Source organism: Fibrobacter sp. UWB11 (assembly GCF_900143015.1).
In the GTDB taxonomy this organism is placed as follows: Bacteria; Fibrobacterota; Fibrobacteria; order Fibrobacterales; family Fibrobacteraceae; genus Fibrobacter.
The window spans coordinates 2,033,194-2,050,709 of record NZ_FSRT01000001.1; the positions used below are offsets into that span (position 1 = coordinate 2,033,194).

Sequence of the window (17,516 nt, forward strand, 5' to 3'; positions counted from 1 at the left end):
CTGCGAAATCCACGAGTGCAAATGACGTTTAAGAAGTCAATTTTATCCATTGGATTTGCAATCTGCATGCTCACCGGGTGTGCAGATTCTTATCATTGGACAACAAGCCACCCAGCATACCATAAGGCCCCTTATGGCGGTATTGCGGTGACAGGCATCGAAAACGCATTTGTGATTACTCGTTCCAACTGGTTTGCAAAGCGCCTCGAAATCGGCACGGATAGCATCCAAATTAAAGGAACGCTCCACTGCCGAAACACATTTGAGACTGAATTGCGCAAAGCGTACGGGAATCTCATCGTTCTCCCCGATACCGCCAATACCAAGTTTCCCGAAGAAAGCCTAAAACTCGATGAACGTATTTTCATCAAGGGGCACATCCCGGAACAAGGGGTTGCACTCAAGGACACAGCCGGCAATGTTCCGCCCGTTGTTTTGATTCTGCACGAATTCATTATCGGTACAGACTTGAAGCGCGAAAACTTCTTTGACTACGCGCTTATTCACAACGAGAGCGGTAGCATCCGCAAGCCCGACAACGTCAGCGCCATTTTTTCGTACACGCTTTGGGATAACTTAAAACAGCGGCCATTGTTCAGCGCCGTTGACGAAATACAGCAGCCCATTACCACTTACAAGATTTCGAACCTGACGAATCTCGTCCAGATGGCTGTCCAAAAAATCCGCAAGAATCTTTACGAAGGAGTTGTCAAATGAAAAAACTCCTCGCCATTCTTTTATTCCTTGCGGCATTTGCCAGCGCCTCCGAAGTTTACTTCGATTCAAAATTTACGCTTTGGAAAGACGCCACCATCTTGATTTGGACACTCGACGGCAATTCGCCTGTCAGCACTAACGAATTTTGTCTATCGCTCCGCCGTAACAACACCGGAATCGGTGAACCCAAATGCCGTGAACTCGGAGAATGGGAGCGCGACACCATAGCCACACGCTATGGCACTTGGCTCTCGAATAACTTAGAAAAGGGATTGCCGCCGGTTTATTTACGCGCAAGGCATCCAGGCATGGCTGCTAAAATCCAAGCGCTAGAAGACAACATCGTTCTCTTCCTTGCGCCACAGGGAAAATTTATCCAAGTTGCCATTTTTAATGAAACGACACAAGAACCGCAAGCAGCTGGCATCGTAAAAGCCAATAGCGACAAGGTTGCTCTCGGCGATGACATCGCAGCAACGTTCTTCGACAAGCGAACCAAACGCCGCCTGACCAAAGAAGAACGCCTTAAAATGCAAACGGAACCCGATGACCTCTACAAAGAAGTTCCCAATCTCAGGATTTGGGCAGGTGTCGGTGTTGGCTTTTCTCAAGCCCATTTCCCGCTCACCCCGGATAACTGGACAAGCAGCCATACCAGAAGCCGAGTCCGCAACTACCGCGTAACAAAGGATTCCGTAAGCCTCTGGAATTTTATCGACGATGCAGACCCGTTCCTCAGTCTTTACGCAGGTCTCACTTGGCATGGCTTTATCGGTATTGAATTTTTGTACCGCTATTCCAACCGCCACATGAAATTAGACAAAGCTGATACGGTCTACAAGGAACTCGACCATTGGGATTTTGGACAACATGATATTGGGCTCAATGCGCTTTTGTCCATGACATACCCCATCACGCCATGGCTAGACATTACACCGCTCTTTTTCCTCGGATTCCAATACACCTTCTATGTCGAAGATATTGAGCTGAAGAAAGGAGTTAAAAATCCATCACGCGCTTACAAGTACCGCATTAAATTCGAAGACCTTTATAAAGGCGCCCTCGTAGGCGTTGGCGGTCAATTCGTTTTCAAAAAGCATTACGGTGTCGATTTACGAGCAGGGATTTCGAGTCGCGGCCGTGACATCTATGAAGCCCCCTCCCCCGATGCAGGCGCAGCAGCTACCACAATCGGCAAATCCACCATCGATTGCTTTATAAGCCTCGGGTTTGAATACCACTGGACTCTATAATTTGCTAAATTTGCCGTCACTATGAGTGACGAAATTAAAGAAGAAACGAAAGAAAGAGTAAATCCGTTTTTAACGCCTGTCAAAATTATCGAGCCCAAGAACAAGCTCCCCGATTATACGTTTGATATGCTCCCCGAAGAACAGAAGGCTATTCTCCGGGAACACGGCTGGACCGAACTGATGCCTGTCCAGCGCAAATCCATCCCTTACATGCTCGCCGCCCGCGATATGCTCGTGCAATCGAAGACGGGTTCGGGCAAGACGGGCGCATACGCCCTCCCGCTTTTGCAGGTCATTGTCCGTGACCATCCGTATCCGCAGGCACTTATCCTTGTGCCGACTCGAGAACTCTGCATCCAAGTGCAAGAAGAATTCGAAAAACTCTCGAAGGGTACCGGCATCAAGTCTGTCGCCATCTTTGGCGGCGTGAGCTATGAACCGCAAATCAAGGCACTCCGTTCCGGTGTACATGTTATCGTCGCCACTCCAGGCCGTTTGATGGACCATATCCAGCGCGGTAACGTAGACTTGCTTTCCATTCGCGACCTCGTCCTTGACGAAGCCGACGAAATGCTCTCAATGGGTTTCTACCCCGACATGCAGAAGATCCGCAAGTACTTGCCGAAGGCAATCTCTTGCACAATGTACAGCGCCACGATTCCGCAAACGGTCAAGAGCCTTGCCCGCGAATTCCAGCGTCCGGGTGCCGATTTCCTTTCGCTCAGCTACGACAAGGTCATCGCAAACAACCTCGAACACCGCTACTACACTTGCGACGTGATGGAAAAGGATTCCATGACCATCAAGGTTCTGGAATACTACAATCCTGAAAGTTGCATGATTTTCTGCAACTACAAGCGCGACGTGAGCTACCTCGAACAGGTGCTTTCCGGTTACGGTTTTGAAGTTGGCGCATTGAGTGGCGACGTGGCGCAGAGCCTCCGCGAAAAGACACTCAACGCCTTCCGCGACAAGAAGCTCAAGATTCTCATCTGCACAGACGTTGCCGCCCGCGGTATCGACGTGGACCACGTGACGCACGTGATTGTCTATGACCACCCCGCCGACCACGAAGTCTATGTGCACCGCAGCGGACGTACCGCCCGTGCAGGCCGCAGTGGTCTCTGCATTTCGCTCATCACACCGGTCGAAGAAATCGATTTGCGCCAGACTGCAGTTGATTTCGGTATCAACTTCATCAAGATGGACCCGCTCACGAACGACGAAATCGCAAAGAAGGTGAGCGAACGTACCAAGGTCCGCCTCGAAGAAGTCCGCAAGCACTTCGGCGGTCAAAAAGCAACCGAACGCATCAGCCGCATGCTCCCGCTCGTAAAAGACCTTGCGAACGGCACGACCGACGACCAAATGCTACTTGCCTACCTGCTCGACAGATTCGCATGGAAAAAGTAGGTTACAGGTTTTAGGTTGTAGGTTTTAGGAAAATGCGAGAATACCATTCTCTTGAAATATGGAAAAGAAGCCATCAATTCACACTTAATGTGTATGAATTGACTAAAACCTTTTTTCCAAAAGAAGAACTTTTTGTTCTAACCTCACAACTTAGACGATCTGTAACATCAATTCCAACTAATATCGCAGAAGGTTGTGGAAGAAAGACAAATACTGAATTAGCAAGATTTCTTCAGATATCACTAGGTTCTGCGGCTGAATCAGAATATCAATTACTACTTGCAAAAGATTTACATTACATAAGTGACGATATTTTTAACAAGTTTAATTCAGAAATCATCGAAATAAAGAAAATGCTCAACGCGTTTATTCAACATCTACCCCCAGATGCAAAATCTGAAATTAAACCTAACCCCTAACACCTATTACCTAATTCCTAACAATGGCTAAGATCAAAGTAAAATCCGCAAAAGAAATCGAACTGATCCGCGATGCCGGCGCTCTCGCTGCCGAAACGCTGATCCGTGCGGGCGAAATGTGCAAGCCCGGCGTCTCCACGCTCGAAATCGATGAATTCATCGGCGACTACACTCGCCAGCACAAGGGCATCTCCGCATGCATGGGCTACCACGGTTACCCGCGTTATGCCTGCATCAGCATCAACGAAGTTGTCTGCCACGGCATCCCGAACGCAAACACCATCCTCAAGGATGGCGACATCGTGAACATCGACATCACGACAATCCTCTCCGGCTACCACGGTGATACCTCCGCCATGTTCTGCGTCGGCAAAGTTTCTGACATTGCCCGCGAACTCGTGGACACGGCCAAGTTCTGCATGGAAGAAGGCATCCGCGCTGCAGGCGAAAGAGGCGCCCACTGGAACGACATCGGCTGCGCCATTCAGGACATCGCCGACGAACACGGCTTTAGCGTTGTCGAAGACTACTGCGGTCACGGCATCGGTCGCGGCTTCCACGAAGAACCGACCGTCTACCACTTCCGCAACTACGAACGTTGCCCGTTCATCGAAGTTGGTAACGTGTTCACTGTCGAACCGATGCTCAACGTCGGTCGCCCGGGAACGAAGACTCTCGCTGACGGTTGGACCGCAGTGACCCGTGACGGCTCTCTCAGTGCCCAGTGGGAACACACCGTCGTCAAAACCAAGGATGGCATCGACATCCTGACGCTTCCGCGATAGACGAATCAACCATGTCCTTCCTCAGCAACGCCCGCGACAAGGCAGTCGAATTCTTTTTTCAGCGTAACGATTTCTTCAAGCAATTTGGAGAAATCCAAAACGTTGATATCGACTCGCAAGAAAACCAAGCAAACATCACCATCCTTCTGCATGGGGAAACTGTCCCCACTCTTCTTTGCACCCACTATTGCTTTGAAGATACTGACGAAGGAACGTTAATTGTTATAAACAAAGTTGATAGTCCGAGAGAGATGATCAACGAAATCGCCGCGTGGTGGTTCAAGAGCCATTCCATCAAGAAAGCACTCCCCAAAGGCACAGGCTTATTCGCCAAAATTTTGTTCTAACTGGCACCGAAGGAATTTTAGAATGGACGAACAACTTCAAAAAGTCTTCAACAATATTTCTTTCAGCGTCAACGCCGAGAAACAGACGATGGACCTTACCGTCCTCCCGCATGGCGAAACGGCTCCCATATCTTTCCATTTGAACTACAAACTCGTAGAAAATGGCGAAGAAACCGAAATAATCGTCGAAAAAATCGCCTCCGATCGCATTTGGGTCGACGAAATTGTGCACTTGTGGCTAGAAAAAAGTAATTTTCAATATAGGATTCCCCAAAACCTCTCAAGAATTGTTAAAATGTTCTTGAAATAGGAGAAAAAAAGGAGCAAGCCCATGTTGAATTTTAAAGAATACAAAGACAAAAAAAGCGAATCCATCCAGGAACTGTTTAACTCAATCGTCTTCAACCTGATTACGGACATTCCGGACTCGCTCCTTTGCCCAAACAACGATCCCGACAAGCGTGCCGACGTGCTTATCAAGCAAGCCGCATTGAAAGCCGCTACCGTAAGTACCTCGCTTTCTATCCCGGCCGGTTTTACCGGTGTCTTGACCTCTATCCCAGACATTGCCGCCGTCTGGCGCATCCAGGCACAGCTCGTCTCGGATATCGCCTGCACCTACGGCAAGTTCGCCATGCTCAGCCGTGAAGCCATGGTCTGGTGCCTTTTCCGCCACAGCGCAGCATCGCTCCTTCGTGATGTTGCCGTCCGCACCGGCAGCCGCATCGTAGTCCAGAAGCTTTCGCTCACGGCACTTCAGAAGTTGCTCCAGAAAATCGGTGTCAAGATTTCTGCAAACTTCCTCGGTCGCATCGCCCTCCGTGCCATCCCCGCCATTGGCGCTATCGGTAACGGTGCATACACCTACTTCGACACCACCGAAGTCGGCAAGACCGCAATGGCATACTTCAAGGCACTCGAAGGAGTCGAAAAGCCGGAACTTGTCGAAAACAGCATCGACAAGGATCCCGATTCCAGCGAATCCAAAGAAGAATCCACCGAAAAGAGCGAAAGTGATACAACGGACACTCCGGAAGAAAACGTTTAAACAAAATTTTTCTCATAAAGGTTTTCAAAAAGCAGCCTGTTTTAAGGTTGCTTTTTTACATTTTTAGCTAATTTAAGCCAAATTCTCCCCCTTTTATACCATCAAATGAAAAAGCGCCCTTGAGTTCCCCCCAAAATTTTCTATTTTTGGGCGCAACATTCAATAACATCAACTCCATTAGTGGAATAAAAATATGAAAGACATCCAACTGCACAGAAATATTGGTATTTCTGCCCACATCGACTCTGGTAAGACAACTCTTACCGAACGTATCCTTTACTTCACAAAGCGTATTCACGCTATCCACGAAGTTCGTGGTAAAGACGGCGTCGGTGCCACGATGGACTCCATGGAACTTGAACGCGAACGCGGTATCACGATTCAGTCTGCCGCTACCTTCGCAAACTGGACCCACACCAAGACCGGCGAACGCGACTCCATCAACATCATCGATACCCCGGGGCACGTGGACTTCACGATCGAAGTGGAACGTTCTCTCCGCGTGTTGGACGGTGCTATCCTCGTCCTCACTGGCGTTGAAGGCGTCCAGTCCCAGTCTATTACCGTTGACCGCCAAATGCGCCGTTACCATGTGCCGCGCGTCGTGTTCGTGAACAAGTGCGACCGCTCTGGTGCAAACCCGCTCCGCGTTGCAGTCATGCTCAAGGAAAAGCTCAACCACAAGCCGTGCGTCATGCAGATTCCTATAGGTTTGGAATCCAATCTTAAGGGCGTGGTCGACCTTCTCGAAATGAAGGCTTACTACTTCGAAGGCGACAACGGCGACGACATGATCGAAAAGGAAATCCCGGAAGAACTCGTCGACCAGGCTAACGAATACCGCGAAAAGCTCGTTGACTGCTGCGCTGACTACAGCGACGAAGTCATGGAAAAGGCTATGGAAGGCCAGTATGGCGTCGACCAGATCGACAAGGCCCTCCTCAAGAAGGTTATCCGCGAAGCTACCATCCGCCTCGACATCACTCCGGTGTTCATGGGTTCTGCTCACAAGAACATTGGTGTCCAGAAGCTCCTCGACGGTGTTATCGACTTCCTCCCGTGCCCGACCGACGTTGAAAACAAGGCTCTCGACCTCGACAACAACGAAGCTGAAGTTATCCTCAAGTCCGAAGACAACGCACCGCTCGTCTGCTACGCATTCAAGCTCGTGAACGACCGCTATGGCCAGCTCACCTACGTCCGCGTTTACCAGGGTACCCTCAAGAAGGGCGACATGATCACCAACATGGCAACCGGCAAGAAGGTTTCCGTTGGCCGTCTCGTCCGTATGCACGCTGACGAAATGGTGGATATCACCGAAGCCGGTGCAGGCGACATCGTTGCTCTGTTCGGTATCGACTGCGCATCCGGTACGACATTCACGGATGGCAAGAACCACTACAACATGACTTCTATGCACGTTCCTAACCCGGTTATCGAACTTGTTATTGAAGCCAAGAACCGTGACGACCTCGACAACATGTCCAAGGCCCTCAACCGCTTCACGAAGGAAGACCCGACGTTCCAGGTCGAAGTTGACAAGGAATCTGGTCAGACCATCATCAAGGGTATGGGCGAACTCCACCTTGACGTTTATATCGAACGTATGCGCCGTGAATACAAGTGCGACGTGACGACTGGTGCTCCGCAGGTTGCTTACCGCGAAACCATCACCCGCCCGGCCAAGTTCGACTACACTCACAAGAAGCAGACTGGTGGTTCTGGTCAGTACGCTAAGGTCGTCGGTGAAATGCGTCCGATGGCTGTCGAAGGCGACCAGGAAAAGGTCTACAACTTCGTCAACTCCGTCGTCGGTGGCCGTATTCCGAAGGAATACATCCCGTCTTGCGACAAGGGTTTCCAGAGCTGCATGGAAGCAGGTTCTTTGATCGGCTTCCCGGTTGTGGGTATCGAAATGGAAGTTCAGGATGGTGCATTCCACCCGGTCGACTCCTCTGATATGGCGTTCCAGGTTGCAGCCCGTATGGCCTTCCGCGAAGCTTTCGCCAAGGCTGGTGCTCAGATCCTCGAACCGATCATGAAGGTCGAAATCCAGACTCCGACCGAATTCCAGGGCGGCGTTGTGGGTAACGTTTCTCAGCGTCGTGGTGCTATCACTGGCACTAGCGAAGAACTCGGCATGACCACCATCACCGCTGAAGTTCCGCTTTCCGAAATGTTCGGTTATGCTACGGACCTCCGTTCCATGACCCAAGGTAAGGCTGAATTCACCATGGAATTCTGCAAGTACCTCCCGGTTCCGAAGAACATCCAGGAAGAACTCATCAAGAAGTACGGCGACAAGGTTAAGGCAAGAGCTTAATCCAAGCCAAACCAGCTAAAACTTCTCGAAAGTTTAAAAGGCCTGCAACGAAAGTTGCAGGCCTTTTTGTTTCCCAAACACCCTAATGAGCCCTCTATCATTCCACTCATGTTCCCTACGGCGCCCAAAACACGCCTAACGTAATCATGACAAAGGAAGAGCCCCGCAAGGGAGCTCACGGGACTCTCATGATAACGTAACACTAGTAAGTTCTACTCCGCGATTCGATCCGGCTTCCCGTCTCAGAACCAGAATTTACTGGTGTCACATGAATAATATAACGCGGGAATGATTAGCGCGGACAAAAAAAATTTACGGAGCTAGTTCCCAAAAAGAACATTCCAATATGGAATAGCGGCTTCGCCGCAGTTACCAGAGCTTAGTTAGCAGAACGTCAGGATGACGGCGTTAAGAAGACAACTTTGCTTCTTTCCACAGCTTTTGCAGGCCTTCTAGCCCCACATCCTTGATTTCCTTGCCCTGTTCCTTGACACGGCGTTCCACTTCGCGGAAACGCTTTTCGAACTTGTTGTTAGCACGTTGCAAAGCGATATTCGCATTAAAGCCGCAATGGCGAGCCACATTCACCAAGCTAAACATGATATCGCCGAATTCATCTTCGAGGCGATCTACGTTCGCATTTTCAGAAGAAACGTTCTCCATTTCTGCACGGAATTCAGCAAATTCTTCTTGAGCCTTGTCAAACACTGGCCCCGGTTCGCCCCAGTCAAAACCGACTTTAGCAACTCGGCGAATAATATCTTGCGAACGCGCGAGCGTAGGCATGCTCTTGCTCACTTTATCCATAATAGACTGCCCAGCATGCTTTATGTTGTTTTTTTCTTGAGCCTTGATGCGTTCCCAACGGCGACTGACTTCATTTGCATTATCGACTTGAGCATCACCAAACACATGTGGATGCCTGCGTACCATTTTTTCACAAAGGCCTTGAATTACATCGTCAATGGAAAAATCGCCTTGTTCCTTACAGACCTGCGAATGGAAAATGACTTGGAAAAGCACATCGCCAAGTTCTTCGCACATGTGTTCCTTGTCGCCCTCTTGAGCGGCATCGATAAACTCACAACTTTCTTCAACCAAATACGGCAACAGCGAATGTGTATCCTGCTTGCGGTCCCATGGGCAACCATTCTCCGAACGGAGACGTGCCATAATATCAACCAAATCGTTAAACGAGTATTTCATGCTATAAAAGATAGAAAGTATAACGGGCCCTTGTTTTTGCTCCATAAATTCAGTAAATTAGTTACACCATTATTTATACCGTTAATTTTATCGTTTCCTATATCGTTACGTTTATCAAATTACCATGGCGCCTTGCGCTTGAAAAAAATATGGAAACGAATCTTTTATACAACGAACCTTACCGCGAACTTTTCCGCGACAATTATCCGCTCCTTCTCGGTGCATCCAAGTTCTGCCCCAAACGGCTTTTTTGCAAAGGTACACTCCCCTCCGCTGATAAAATTGGAATCGCGATGGTCGGCACCCGCCGCCCAACAGCCTCCGCCGAAGAACTCTGCAGGCGGCTAGTCGCATCGCTTAAAGGTACAAATGCTATTGTCATTTCTGGGCTAGCCCAAGGTATTGACTGCTATTGCCACAAAGCAGCACTAGAAGCCGGGATTCCAACGATAGCCGTCCTCGCGCAAGGGCTAGATGCAAAAATCGACGGAGAACGCGCAACTATCGCAGAGCGCATTTTGCAAGCTGGAGGCGCACTTCTGAGCGAATATGAAAGCGACACTCCCGCCTACAAGGGGAACTTCATCGCACGGAACCGCATCATCAGCGGGCTTAGCCAAGCAACGCTCGTCGTCCAAAGCCGCCAAAAGGGAGGCGCCCTTCTCACCGCGCAATTCTGCCTAGACGAAGATAAGCCGCTCCTCGCCATCCCCGGGAATTTCGACTGTGACCTCTATAGCGGCACCAACGCACTCCTCGACAGCGGACGCGCAAAACCCGTATTCATTCCTGAAAGTTTGCGTTCTGTAGCAGGGGTTCCATTCCTCGAAGGAGCGAAGATTGAGCAGCTTACGACATGCGGAGTGCAACTATCGAGCGCGGCACAGAAAGTTTTCGACCGTTTTAACGGGTTCCGCAAAACATTTTCGGAACTTCAAGAAGATTTTGACTTTAAGGCACCGGAACTTTTAGCTATATTGACGGAGCTAGAAATATCTGGTCTAGTCACATCAAAGGACAACTTCCAATTCTATTTTAACGGAGCATAATTAGTTGCACATACGACTTATTATTGGAATTGCCACCTCGATTACCTTCGCGTTCCTGGTGTTCCACTTGCTGTTCGGCAAGAACAGCATCCCAGAGCAGCGTAGAATCGCGAAAGAAATCAAGCTCTACCAGATGCAGATTGACTCGCTCGCCAAAGTTATCGAAGAACGCGACGAGCTCATCCAAAAATTAAAGACCGATTCCCTCTACAAAGAAGAAATTCTACGTACCCGCTACGGCATGAGCCGTGAAAACGAGAAAGTATTTCAGCTGGTTAAGTAGTTGGTAGAACTTAGACAGCTTCGCTCTTAGAACTTAGATAGATTGCCGCGCTTCGCTCGCAATGACGTTTTTCACAATTCTAAGCTCTAAACCTACGCCATTTTGCTCGCGTCACTACGGACTGATTCGACCTTCCCTGCAAAGAAGCTATAGGCCGCAGGCACAATAAAGAGCGTCATGAACGTTGCAAACGTAAGACCGCCTACAATAGCAACACCCATTGCAATGCGGCTCGGGGTGCCGGTCAAGATGAGCGGCACCGCGCCCAATACCGTCGAAAGGCTCGTCATGAGGATTGGGCGGAAGCGGCGTTCCGCCGCCATCCGAGCCGCCTCGAGCTTGCTGCATCCGGTATTTTCTGCAATCTGGTTTGCAAACTCTACAATCAAGATTCCATTCTTCGTCACAAGGGCAATCAACAAAATCAAAGCGATTTCGCTAAAGATGTTGAGCGTCTGGCCTGTGACAAACAAGCTCACCAAAGCACCCGAAAGCGCAAGCGGCACCGTAAAGAAAATCACGAACGGAGCACGGAAACTTTCGAACTGCCCGGCAAGCACCAAGAACACAAGCGCAAGCGCAAGCATGAACACCACATACAAGCCCGAAGAGCTTTCTTCAAATTCCTTCGACGATCCCGAAAGCGTAGTGCTCACACTCGGGTAATCCTTCAACAACTTCTTTGCAATGCGGCGCATTTCTTCGACGCCATCGCCAATCGTCTTGCCCGGCACAAGGCCAGCCTGGATTGTAGCAGCGCTAAAGCGGTTATAACGCGGGAGTGACGGAGATGCGGACTGTTCCTTATACGTGATAAAGTTGTCCAAGCTCACCAGCTCACCCTTGCCGTTCTTGACCGTGAGCATCGAAAGATTTTCTGGCGTATCGCGGTACTGATAACCGACTGCGCCAATAATATCGTACTGACGGCCGTCCTTATAGTAATCGCCATAGGTCTGATCGCTAATAGCAAGCTGTACGGCCTGCGCAATGTCATTCACGGACACGCCTTCTTCGTTTGCCTTGTCGCGCAAAATCTCGATATGGAGTTCCGGCTTCGTGAAGCGCAAGTTGCTGTTCACCACACTAAACACAGGGCTCTTGCTTGCCGCTTCTTCGAATTTCGGCACAAGGTCACGCAACACTTCGATGTTCGGAGCCTGCAACACAAACTGCACCGGGAGGCCACCGCGCTGCGTACTGATGCTCTGCGGTTCAAATACCATCACGCGCAAATCCGGGTATTCGTTACCGAGCACCTGAATCACACGGGCGATTTCGCTCTGCGGACGGCGGGCTTTCTTGTCGTCGTTCAAGAACAAACGCATTCTCGAGTTGCCAGCATTCCAAGCACCCGCCTGGAATTCCGTATATTCGTTCGAGTCAAGAATAGAAATCACCTCGTCAGCAAACTCGTCCGCCATTCGTTTCGTTCTTGCAAGGTTCACGCCTTCGGGCATGCTCATGTTCACCATCACGGCATTAGAGTCTTCAGTCGGCGCCATTTCGCTACTCATGTTATTGAAGCAGAAATACGCTGCCACAAACAGAGCCGCCACAATCGGGAACAACAGAAAACGCAACCGAAGGAATCCGCCCAACAAGCGGGAATAAAGTCCGTTGAAGCCTTCAAAGAACGGTTCTGTAATGCGGAAAAACCATCCCTGTTTCTGGCGTTTCAAGAATTTCGAACAAAGCATCGGCGAAAGAGTTAAAGCGCACAAAGTCGAAAGGAACACCGTTCCAATCATCACCGCCACGAATTCACGGAACAAAAGCCCCGTCGTGCCCCCCAACGCAAGGACAGGCACAAATACGGTCATAAGCACAATCGAAGTCGCAATCACAGCAAAGAAGATTTCATTAGTTCCAGCCACAGCAGCCTGCTTCGGTGTCATGCCATTTTCAATCTTGTGGTAAATGTTTTCCACAATCACAATGGCATCATCCACTACAAGACCAATTGCAAGTACCATCGCCAAAAGCGTAAGCACGTTGATACTGAACCCGCAAAGGTAAAGCACAAAGAAACTACCAATCACAGATACAGGCACAACAACCATCGGGATAAACGTTGTGCGGCCTTCGCGGAGGAACGCAAAGATAATTGCAATCACGAGCACAAATGCAATAAAGATGGTCTCCACCACTTCCTTGATAGAAGCGCGAATGTTAATCGATGTATCGCGGCCATAAAGCAGTTCTACGCTTTCGGGAATTTCACGGCGGATATCTTCGACGCGCTTGTAGAATTCGTTTGCAATTTCGACATGGTTACTGCCCGGCTGCGCCATGAGTGCAAGCGTAATGGAATTCTTGCCGTTACGTCTAAAACCTGTACGCGTATCTTTCGGTTCGTAATGGATGTCCGCCACATCAGAAATGCGAACGACGGTTCCATCTTCAGCCGTTCTCACCGCAATGTTGCCAAACGATTTCGGATCGATAACTCGGCCAAGCGTACGGATAGAAAGTGTCGTTTCGCTACCTTCAATCGAACCAGACGGAAGTTCCAAATTTCCTTGTTTCAAAGCTGCCGCCATTTGCGCACCCGAGACCCCCAGAGCCTGCATACGGATGGGGTCAATCCAAAGGCGCACTACCGGACGTTTTTCGCCCCAAATAGCCACTTCAGAAACACCGTTAATAGTCTGCAAGCGTTCCTTCACGTGGTTGTTTGCAATTTCAGAAACTTCCATCGGGTCGAGCTTATCGCTCACAAGGCTCACCATCAAAATCGGGTCGCTATCGCTATCGGACTTGTAGACCGTCGGTTCATCGACATCGTCCGGCAAACGGCGACGCACACGGCTCACGCGGTCGCGGATTTCGTTTGCAGCCGCTTCCAAGTCCATGCCCGTTTCAAATTCAATGCTGATGTAAGAGAATCCATCGCGGCTTGTAGAAGTGAGAGCCTTGATACCTGATGCACTGTTGATGGAAGCTTCCAAAATTTCAGTCACTTCGGCTTCCACGACTGCAGCGTTTGCGCCGGGGTAAGAAGTACGCACCTGAATCAAAGGATAGTCGACGTTCGGGTATTCACGAATACCGAGTGAAGTCAAGCCAAAAAAGCCAAGCAACAGGATGACAAGCGCCATCACTGTCATAAGCACCGGGCGACGAACAGAGAGTTGGCTAACGCTCATTACTCCACCTCGTAATTAATCGAGTGACGGAGTCCCTTAATCTTGACATCAGCGCCCGGACGCAAGCTCACAATGCCGGAAACAATCACCGTATCGCCAACATCAAGGCCCGAAAGCACCTGCACAGACATCGGCGTGCGAAGTCCCGTCGTGACATGCTTGATTTTAGCCTTGCCGCCCTGGCTCACAAACACGTAAGCGCCTTCCCTGTCGAGAATCATCGCTTCGGACGGAATCGTAAAGCTCTGCACGTTGCTTGCTTCCATCGCGACATTCACGCTCACAAAGCTACCAGCAATGAGTTCGCCCTTTGCGTTATCGACATCGACCATCACGCGACGAGTGCGGCTGCTCTCAGAAATCACGGCATCTAGCGCAGATACAACGCCTTGCTTTTCGACATTGCGTTCAGCATCCTTGAGTACAATCTTATCGCCCACCTTAATGACAGAAGCGTAACGTTGCGGAAGCGCAAACTTTGCCTTGAGGCGATTGACCTCGCTGAGTTCTGCAATCGGCGTCCCAGAATTGAGCCAGGCGCCCACAGAAACATCCACAAATCCAAGTTTGCCGCTAAACGGTGCACGCACTTCGGTTTTTGCAAGTTGAGCGCGAATCAGCTCAACACTAGCCTGAGCAGACTTGAGCGAAGCTTCTGCTGATTCCAAGTCCTGCTTTGTAGCTCCGTTCTTTTCAAAAAGACCGCGGACACGCTGTTCCTTTTGTTCAGCAAGCATCTTGTTCGATTCAGCCTGTTTAAGCTGTGCACGGAGTTCGGAATCGTCAATTTTAGCAAGGAGCGCTCCCTTCTTGACCACAGCGCCGTCCTTTGCAGTAAGGCTCACCAAGCGGCCAGAAGTCGCCGCCGAAAGCGAAACGCTGTTCTTTGGCACGAGAGTCGCCATCGTCTGGAAATTCTTGCCTTGCGATGAAAGCTCGGCCACATAACCTTCGACATTCAGCACGCGCTGAGCGCCACCCTTTTTACCCCCATTGCCTTTGCCACCAGGAGCACCCTTGGCGGAATCGTCTTTACTACCACAAGCAACAAGAAAAAGAGAAGATAAGGCTATTAGAAGAAGGTGTTTCATATTTTAGTTAGCGGCAGCGCCGCAGTTGGTAGAACTTAAAATTCAGTATTTAGATGATTAACGCTGAAAAAAAGTTGCATAAAAAAGGAGATTCCCGCACTGAGGCGGGAATGACAAATTTAAAACTTCACATTCATGAAGAGCGCTCCGCCGTCCTGATAAAATTCAGGTTCGAACTGCACTCGGCTGGAGAACGACTTGGTCGAAGTCGCACGGTAAATACGCACTGCATCGAGCATAGAAACCACACGATTCAAAATCAACGCACCCACAGAAACCTGGAACACAATACGGCTTACACGATAATGACGCATGCGACTTTTAAATTCTTCGATATGCTCAGTCGATTCCGGATTGTCGGAGCTCCCCCAATCCCACTGGATATCATTTGAAAATTCCTCGTCGACTTTTTTGCCCGAGCGGATCATCGCCTGATTGTAATCTTCGTTCATGTCCGGCGAAGAATTCTGACCAAATACGCCAGAACGGCTACGATAGGAACCGACCGTGTTAAGGAGCGATACATTCTTGTTGCCCGTCAACCCGGCATGACGAACGGCGTAATTATGGGCAGACGTCACATAGCGGTCCCCAACCACGTAAGAACCGATAGCGGTTACCCACAAGGCAAGATCCGTCCAAACGAACGGACGCACAAATTTCTGTTCGCCCAAGTAAAGTTCGCCCATGCCCGGCAAAAGCGCCGAAGCGCCGACCGCCAAGAACACGTTCTTATCACTGTTCTTGTAAACGTTTTGGTCAACGCTCACCACAATCTGCGAGAACGCAGCGACTGACGCAAGCAGTATGGCAAGAATAATGCGCATTAGAATCCCCAGTTTGCACGGACAGACCAACCGAAGGAATCCTTGAACGACACGCCGCTATCGAAATGCAAGCGATCGTACCAAGAAACATCCTCTTCATAGAGGACCTTGTTATGCGCATTTGCAGTAAGGGCAGCATCAACTGCAGAGACGATATGGTTCAAGATGAGGCCACCAATGAACCACACCTGCATGTCAGCGTAATCGTTGGCATCGCGGCGCATGGAGCGGTACTTGTCCAAACGTTCGGATTCACCCAGCGAAACCACTTCGGAACTTTCATCTTCGAGATTAAGATTATCGATTACAGTTCCACCATCCTTAACGTCATCCCAACCGCGCACATAAACACCTTCTGAAATCAGCTGGAACAATTCAGATTCGTTGGCAAAAGATTTTTTGAAATCGCCCATTTCGTCAGCAAGCTTTTTGTTCTTGTCATTAAACTTGTTGTAGTGCTGTTCATCGCCAGCAAACAATTCAGTTTCTTGATAGCACTTGGCCGTGGAAGCATCGCCATAGATAGATTCGCAGAACGACTTGCGAGAGCCCATATAGCGGCTACGGAAGGTCGAAGGATAAAGCGAGCCACCGGCATTGTAAAGATCACGCATAGCGCGTTCATAACGGCCAATCGAATAATGTTCCTTTGCGAACTTCTTGTACTTATCGACCTGCTGATTATACTTGTAAATGGAGAAGTAGCCCCAGCCACTCCACATGAACACTTCCAAAGCGATGTAGACGCCACCGCGAACATAAGTCGAAGTATTGCCGCCCACATACATCTGGCCTGCACCCGGCACTAAAAGCGAAAGGAACAAAGCCTTACGCGGGTTCTTGTAGCGGCCCTTCATTTCGTCAATACCATTAACCTTGGAAACCTTTACCGGTCCAAGCAATTCACGACGGCTCATGCTATTAGACGAAGCCGCGACAGAGCTGCTGCTCAAGTTTGTAAGCCCGGCGGCCTGAGCCTGAGCTAAAGAATCGGCCTTTCGTGTAGAATCGGCAATAGCACGTACCCTTTCGGCTTCTGCAATAGCGGCCTCGCGCATCAGGGAATCGCGTGTTGCAGAATCAAGAACAGATGTATCGACAGCCGTTACAGCCGGAGTAACATCAACAGCCGAAGACATCGCCTCTGCAACAGAAGAACTCGAGACGACAACCTCCACAGACGAAGAACTTATGGCCGCAGAACTTACCGGGACGTTCACAATTACAGAAGAAGAGCTCACCTGAACCGCTGAACTCAACGGCGCAACAGAGGAACTCGAAACAGCGACGCTGCTCGAAGACTTAGCCTTGGACTTTTTGGAAGCGGAACTAGCCGGAGCCTTGGCAGAAGAACTTACCGGAACAACCGCAGCAGAACTTGCAGGGGCCGCGGGAGCTTTTGCTTCTGGAGCGGCGGGAGTAGCCGGAGCACCAGCTTCTTGTTCAAATTCAGCGAATAGGTCTCGGACCTGGGCGAAAGAAACCTGGGCGAGAGACAGACCTAAAAATAAGGGTAAAAGAGCAAACTTGCGCATATGCTTCTAAAATAGCAAAAAATGTTGTCAAAATTAAAAGCCTCGGACACAAATCCGAGACTTTCATCAAC

At 49.8% G+C, this 17,516-nt stretch carries 16 protein-coding genes; 11 read left to right on the forward strand and 5 right to left on the reverse strand.

The window, feature by feature from the left end:
• Positions 1 to 21 precede the first annotated feature (21 nt).
• The 9 genes from BUQ91_RS08425 (at position 22) to fusA (ending at position 8,305) form a co-directional block, all read left to right on the forward strand.
• Positions 22 to 717, forward strand: a complete 696-nt coding sequence (locus BUQ91_RS08425) for a hypothetical protein (protein WP_072826829.1) — start codon at positions 22 to 24, stop codon at positions 715 to 717.
• The gene (locus BUQ91_RS08430) at positions 714 to 1,970 is read left to right on the forward strand and encodes a hypothetical protein (RefSeq protein WP_074208854.1); all 1,257 of its coding nucleotides are present in this window, start codon (positions 714 to 716) and stop codon (positions 1,968 to 1,970) included. Before BUQ91_RS08425 ends, BUQ91_RS08430 begins: the two co-directional genes overlap by 4 nt.
• 21 nt (positions 1,971 to 1,991) lie before the next feature.
• Complete coding sequence (locus BUQ91_RS08435) at positions 1,992 to 3,383, forward strand: DEAD/DEAH box helicase (RefSeq protein WP_074208855.1); 1,392 nt, start codon at positions 1,992 to 1,994, stop codon at positions 3,381 to 3,383.
• A 32-nt stretch (positions 3,384 to 3,415) separates the two neighbouring features.
• On the forward strand, positions 3,416 to 3,802 hold the full coding sequence (locus BUQ91_RS08440) for a four helix bundle protein (protein WP_072826826.1): 387 nt from the start codon (positions 3,416 to 3,418) through the stop codon (positions 3,800 to 3,802).
• A 23-nt stretch (positions 3,803 to 3,825) separates the two neighbouring features.
• Positions 3,826 to 4,587: a type I methionyl aminopeptidase gene (gene map, locus BUQ91_RS08445; RefSeq protein WP_072826825.1), complete on the forward strand. Its 762-nt coding sequence runs from the start codon at positions 3,826 to 3,828 to the stop codon at positions 4,585 to 4,587.
• A gap of 11 nt (positions 4,588 to 4,598) precedes the next feature.
• Positions 4,599 to 4,934, forward strand: coding sequence for a hypothetical protein (locus BUQ91_RS08450; RefSeq protein WP_072826824.1), 336 nt, complete (start codon positions 4,599 to 4,601; stop codon positions 4,932 to 4,934).
• Positions 4,935 to 4,956: 22 nt separating this feature from the next.
• A complete protein-coding gene (locus BUQ91_RS08455) occupies positions 4,957 to 5,244 on the forward strand; it encodes a hypothetical protein (RefSeq protein ID WP_074208856.1) in 288 nt (95 codons plus the stop codon).
• Positions 5,245 to 5,265: 21 nt separating this feature from the next.
• A complete protein-coding gene (locus BUQ91_RS08460) occupies positions 5,266 to 5,982 on the forward strand; it encodes an EcsC family protein (RefSeq protein WP_254842295.1) in 717 nt (238 codons plus the stop codon).
• A 193-nt stretch (positions 5,983 to 6,175) separates the two neighbouring features.
• Complete coding sequence (fusA, locus tag BUQ91_RS08465) at positions 6,176 to 8,305, forward strand: elongation factor G (protein ID WP_074208857.1); 2,130 nt, start codon at positions 6,176 to 6,178, stop codon at positions 8,303 to 8,305.
• Positions 8,306 to 8,713: 408 nt separating this feature from the next.
• Here fusA and mazG read toward each other — a convergent pair whose 3' ends face one another.
• Positions 8,714 to 9,511 carry a nucleoside triphosphate pyrophosphohydrolase gene (gene mazG, locus BUQ91_RS08470; RefSeq protein WP_074208858.1) on the reverse strand — a complete coding sequence of 266 codons (798 nt, stop codon included), beginning with the start codon at positions 9,509 to 9,511 and terminating at the stop codon, positions 8,714 to 8,716.
• 149 nt (positions 9,512 to 9,660) lie between these two features.
• On the opposite strand from mazG, the gene BUQ91_RS08475 reads away from it, so the two are divergent.
• Entirely contained in the window at positions 9,661 to 10,560 is a 900-nt protein-coding gene (locus BUQ91_RS08475) for a DNA-processing protein DprA (protein WP_074208859.1), read from the forward strand.
• A 4-nt stretch (positions 10,561 to 10,564) separates the two neighbouring features.
• Positions 10,565 to 10,843 carry an FtsB family cell division protein gene (locus BUQ91_RS08480; RefSeq protein WP_072826818.1) on the forward strand — a complete coding sequence of 93 codons (279 nt, stop codon included), beginning with the start codon at positions 10,565 to 10,567 and terminating at the stop codon, positions 10,841 to 10,843.
• A gap of 92 nt (positions 10,844 to 10,935) precedes the next feature.
• On the opposite strand, the gene BUQ91_RS08485 is transcribed toward BUQ91_RS08480, so the two are convergent.
• The 4 genes from BUQ91_RS08485 to BUQ91_RS08500 form a co-directional block, all read right to left on the reverse strand.
• Positions 10,936 to 13,992, reverse strand: a complete 3,057-nt coding sequence (locus BUQ91_RS08485) for an efflux RND transporter permease subunit (RefSeq protein ID WP_074208860.1) — start codon at positions 13,990 to 13,992, stop codon at positions 10,936 to 10,938.
• The gene (locus BUQ91_RS08490; protein ID WP_074208861.1) at positions 13,992 to 15,083 is read right to left on the reverse strand and encodes an efflux RND transporter periplasmic adaptor subunit; all 1,092 of its coding nucleotides are present in this window, start codon (positions 15,081 to 15,083) and stop codon (positions 13,992 to 13,994) included. Before BUQ91_RS08490 ends, BUQ91_RS08485 begins: the two co-directional genes overlap by 1 nt.
• A gap of 119 nt (positions 15,084 to 15,202) precedes the next feature.
• Positions 15,203 to 15,910: a hypothetical protein gene (locus BUQ91_RS08495; protein ID WP_072826815.1), complete on the reverse strand. Its 708-nt coding sequence runs from the start codon at positions 15,908 to 15,910 to the stop codon at positions 15,203 to 15,205.
• The gene (locus BUQ91_RS08500; protein WP_074208862.1) at positions 15,910 to 17,445 is read right to left on the reverse strand and encodes a DUF5683 domain-containing protein; all 1,536 of its coding nucleotides are present in this window, start codon (positions 17,443 to 17,445) and stop codon (positions 15,910 to 15,912) included. The genes BUQ91_RS08495 and BUQ91_RS08500 overlap by 1 nt, the downstream gene beginning before the upstream one ends.
• Positions 17,446 to 17,516 lie beyond the last annotated feature (71 nt).

Coding starts and splice junctions, on each gene's coding strand:
- mazG (WP_074208858.1), bottom strand. CDS start 9,511: ATGAAATACTCGTTTAACGATTTGGTTGATATTATGGCACGTCTCCGT.
- BUQ91_RS08440 (WP_072826826.1), top strand. CDS start 3,416: ATGCGAGAATACCATTCTCTTGAAATATGGAAAAGAAGCCATCAATTC.
- BUQ91_RS08490 (WP_074208861.1), bottom strand. CDS start 15,083: ATGAAACACCTTCTTCTAATAGCCTTATCTTCTCTTTTTCTTGTTGCT.
- BUQ91_RS08455 (WP_074208856.1), top strand. CDS start 4,957: ATGGACGAACAACTTCAAAAAGTCTTCAACAATATTTCTTTCAGCGTC.
- BUQ91_RS08430 (WP_074208854.1), top strand. CDS start 714: ATGAAAAAACTCCTCGCCATTCTTTTATTCCTTGCGGCATTTGCCAGC.
- BUQ91_RS08425 (WP_072826829.1), top strand. CDS start 22: ATGACGTTTAAGAAGTCAATTTTATCCATTGGATTTGCAATCTGCATG.
- map (WP_072826825.1), top strand. CDS start 3,826: ATGGCTAAGATCAAAGTAAAATCCGCAAAAGAAATCGAACTGATCCGC.
- BUQ91_RS08495 (WP_072826815.1), bottom strand. CDS start 15,910: ATGCGCATTATTCTTGCCATACTGCTTGCGTCAGTCGCTGCGTTCTCG.
- BUQ91_RS08500 (WP_074208862.1), bottom strand. CDS start 17,445: ATGCGCAAGTTTGCTCTTTTACCCTTATTTTTAGGTCTGTCTCTCGCC.
- fusA (WP_074208857.1), top strand. CDS start 6,176: ATGAAAGACATCCAACTGCACAGAAATATTGGTATTTCTGCCCACATC.
- BUQ91_RS08460 (WP_254842295.1), top strand. CDS start 5,266: ATGTTGAATTTTAAAGAATACAAAGACAAAAAAAGCGAATCCATCCAG.
- BUQ91_RS08450 (WP_072826824.1), top strand. CDS start 4,599: ATGTCCTTCCTCAGCAACGCCCGCGACAAGGCAGTCGAATTCTTTTTT.
- BUQ91_RS08485 (WP_074208860.1), bottom strand. CDS start 13,992: ATGAGCGTTAGCCAACTCTCTGTTCGTCGCCCGGTGCTTATGACAGTG.
- BUQ91_RS08475 (WP_074208859.1), top strand. CDS start 9,661: ATGGAAACGAATCTTTTATACAACGAACCTTACCGCGAACTTTTCCGC.
- BUQ91_RS08435 (WP_074208855.1), top strand. CDS start 1,992: ATGAGTGACGAAATTAAAGAAGAAACGAAAGAAAGAGTAAATCCGTTT.